The 3,194-nt window shown below is 73.1% G+C and carries 3 protein-coding genes; 2 read left to right on the top strand and 1 reads right to left on the bottom strand.

Annotated elements, in window-relative coordinates; all coding sequences use genetic code 11:
• Nucleotides 1–105: 105 nt before the first annotated feature.
• Entirely contained in the window at nt 106–861 is a 756-nt protein-coding gene (locus ACFV61_RS26570; protein WP_380494283.1) for a class I SAM-dependent methyltransferase, read from the bottom strand.
• Between the two features lie 202 nt (nt 862–1,063).
• Here ACFV61_RS26570 and ACFV61_RS26565 point away from each other — a divergent pair, with 202 nt between their 5' ends.
• Nucleotides 1,064–2,602 carry an MFS transporter gene (locus tag ACFV61_RS26565; protein ID WP_380494281.1) on the top strand — a complete coding sequence of 513 codons (1,539 nt, stop codon included), beginning with the start codon at nt 1,064–1,066 and terminating at the stop codon, nt 2,600–2,602.
• 81 nt (nt 2,603–2,683) lie between these two features.
• On the top strand, nt 2,684–3,073 hold the full coding sequence (locus ACFV61_RS26560) for an SCO5389 family protein (RefSeq protein WP_380381038.1): 390 nt from the start codon (nt 2,684–2,686) through the stop codon (nt 3,071–3,073).
• Nucleotides 3,074–3,194: the final 121 nt, after the last annotated feature.

The raw sequence follows: 3,194 nt of genomic DNA, 5'->3' as shown, positions 1-3,194 counted from the left end.
GGCCGGCCGCGACAGCGGCGGGCCGGGCGCCGCTGTTCGACGTCACAGCCGGTGTCCTGACCGCCCGGATCACCGGCGCGCGAGTCGGTGTCCCGGCCGCCCGGATCACCGGCGCGCGAGATGGACGGTGAGGTCGGCCGCGATCTCGACCGTCTCGGGCAGCACCCGCGCGATCGCCTCGAAGGCCCGCCGCCGCCTCGGCGGCGGCAGTTGGAGGTACGCCGAGACGGTCGACAGGTGACCGAGGTAGTACGGGGCGCTCACCAGCAGGCGCCGCCGGATGACGGACTGCCGGACGTCACGGAACAGCCGGGACCGTTCCAGCTCCGTACCCGGCCACTGCAGTTCCTCCTCGGGAGCGGTCCCGTCCGGGGACGGGACGTCGTCGCTCTCCAGGAACGGCGCCCGGGCCGCCCGCACGGCCTCCTCGACGGCCGGGTCGGCCAGCTGGAACGGCCCGCCGAGGTTGGCGAACACGCCGTCCGGCTCCAGCAGTTCGGCCACCCGTGACCACCGGCCCTCCGGGCGCGTCCAGTGCAGGGCCGCCGCCGCGTAGACCAGGTCGTACGTCCCGCCCGGCCGCAGGTCCTCGAACGCGGCCCGGACGGTCCGCACGTTCGGGGGCGCCGTCCTGCGCAGTTCGGCGAGCATGGCCGCGTCGGGCTCCGTCGCCGTGACGTCGACCCCGCGCCCGGCGAACAGCCGGGTCGCCTTGCCGGTGCCCGCACCGATCTCCAGTGCGGTCCGCACCGGCCGGCCCGCGTACGCCGCCACCGTGTCGAAGAGTTCGTCGGGGTACCCCGGCCGGAAACGTTCGTAGGCTTCGGCGATCGCGCCGAAGCTCAGTGCACGAGCAGACATGCCGAGCATCCTGACACGACCGCGGCGGGCCGTGCCCCGGGTTTTCCGCCGCCGCACCGCCCCGGAGGAGTGGTGTGGGTCCGGAATCAGCCGGTTGTCGGTAATGAACGATTGTGTTCCCTATGCCTCGGGGATACTGCCGGTGTCAGTGGACGGACCCGCCCCTCACCGTCGTTCGCTCCCGAGCCATTGGGGACCTGCCATGGTCACCTCGCGCGCCCTGGCCCCGGCGCCGCCCGCACCCGCACGACGCGGCCAGCACCCGGGGACAGCCCTCACCGTCATCGCGGCCACCCAGCTCATGGTGGTCCTCGACGTCACGATCGTGAACATCGCCCTGCCGCACATCCAGCAGGCGCTGAGGTTCAACACCACCGACCTGTCCTGGGTCGTCAACGCCTACACCCTCACCTTCGGCGGGCTCCTGCTGCTGGGCGGGCGGATGGGCGACATCCTCGGGCGCCGGCGCGTGTTCGTCGCCGGGGTCCTGATCTTCAGCCTCGCCTCACTGCTCGGCGGCGTCGCGCAGTCCTCCGGCTGGCTGCTGGCCGCGCGCGCACTCCAGGGCCTGGGCGCGGCGATCGCCTCGCCGACCGCGCTCGCCCTGATCGCGACCAACTTCCCGGAGGGCCCGGCCCGCAACCGCGCCTTCGGCGTGTACTCGGCCGTCGCGGGGGCGGGCGGCGCCGTCGGCCTGCTCGCCGGCGGGATACTGACCTCCTGGCTTTCCTGGCGGTGGGTGCTGTTCGTCAACGTGCCGATCGGCATCGCGATCGCGCTGCTGGCGCCGCTCTACATCAACGAGTCCGAGCGGCACCCCGGACGCTTCGACCTGACCGGCGCGTTCGCCGCCACGGCGGGCATGGTCTCGCTGGTCTTCGGCTTCATCCGGGCCTCCGACCACGGCTGGACCGACCCCGTGACGCTCACCTCGTTCAGCCTCGCCGCGCTGCTGCTGGCGGCCTTCCTGTTCCACGAACGGCGGGCGCCGCAGCCGATCACCCCGCTGCACCTGTTCCGCGACCGCAACCGCTCCGGCGCCTACGGGCTGCTGCTCTGCGTGGCCGCGACCATGTTCAGCATCTTCTTCTTCATGACCCTGTTCGTGCAGGACGTCCTCGGGTTCAGCCCGCTGCGGGCCGGCCTCGCCTTCCTGCCGATCAGCGCCGCGAGCGTCGTCGCCGCCCAGTTCGCCGCCCGCAACCAGCTGCGGTACGGGCGCAGGCCGTTCCTGGTGGTGGGCTCGCTGCTGGTGGCGGGCGGGGCGTTCTGGTCCACCCGGCTCGACGCCCACAGCGGCTACCTGACCGGGGTCCTCGGCCCGACCCTGCTGTTCGGCCTCGGGATGGGCTCGATCTTCGTCCCGGCCACGCTGACGGTGGTCTCCCGGGTCGCCCCGCACGAGACCGGCGCGGCCACCGGCATGCTCAACACCACCCAGCAGGTGGGCGGCTCGCTGGGGCTGTCGATCCTGGTCACGGTCTACGGCGCGGCCGGCCGCAGTGAGGCCGGCCGGCAGGTCGGCGCGTTCCTGCGGCAGGCCACCCCGCAGCAGGCGGCCCGGTTCCGGGCCACCGGAAAGCTGCCGGCGCCGTACTCCTCGGAGGTGCTGGCGCACGGCATCTCCAGGGCGTTCGACATGGGCCTGGCCTTCGCCGTGCTCGCGGCGCTGATCGCCCTGTTCGTCATCAGGGCCGACCGGGAGGCGCCGCCCGTCAGCCCTTCGGGGGACGGCACTTGACAGGGCGTCCGGACATCGCCGACAGTCCATCTTGCAATGGTTTTCATCTTCGATAACCAGACTCCGCGAAAGAGGACACCCATGTCGCTCGACGTCTCCCCCGCCCTCCTCGCCCAGGCCGAGCACGGCCGGGTCAACCAGGCCGACTTCCTCGACACCGTGCGCGCCTCCCTCCCCTACGCCTACCAGGTCGTCGCCGGGCTCAGCACCGAACTCGGCGCCACCGAGGACGAGTTCACCACCGACAACACCACGCCCACCGACGAGGAGCGCGCCCAGCTGCTGCGCGCGCTCGCCAGCAACGCCATCCGCGGCAGCCTGGAGGACCACTTCGGCGTCAAGCTCGCCTTCGTCAACTGCCACCGCGTCGGCGCCTTCCGCCCCGGCACCGAGGACGGCGACGCCTACCGCGAGTTCACCTCGCTGCACAACCAGATCCGCAACCAGAGCCCGGAGCTGCGCAGCTGCTGACCCACCCGGACGCGCGGCGGGGCCCCCCCCCCGGGGGGGGGGGGCCCCCCGGCCCCCGCCCGGGGGGGGGTTTGTGGGGGGTTGGCCCGGGTGTGGGCCCCAGTGGGCCACCCCCGCCCGC

The sequence above is a fragment of the Kitasatospora sp. NPDC059817 genome, assembly GCF_042731835.1.
Taxonomy (GTDB): Bacteria; Actinomycetota; Actinomycetes; order Streptomycetales; family Streptomycetaceae; genus Kitasatospora.
The sequence above is the reverse complement of the archived record's forward strand: the minus strand, read 5'-3'. Positions and strand labels throughout refer to the sequence as shown.

Coding starts and splice junctions, on each gene's coding strand:
- ACFV61_RS26570 (WP_380494283.1), bottom strand. CDS start 861: ATGTCTGCTCGTGCACTGAGCTTCGGCGCGATCGCCGAAGCCTACGAA.
- ACFV61_RS26565 (WP_380494281.1), top strand. CDS start 1,064: ATGGTCACCTCGCGCGCCCTGGCCCCGGCGCCGCCCGCACCCGCACGA.
- ACFV61_RS26560 (WP_380381038.1), top strand. CDS start 2,684: ATGTCGCTCGACGTCTCCCCCGCCCTCCTCGCCCAGGCCGAGCACGGC.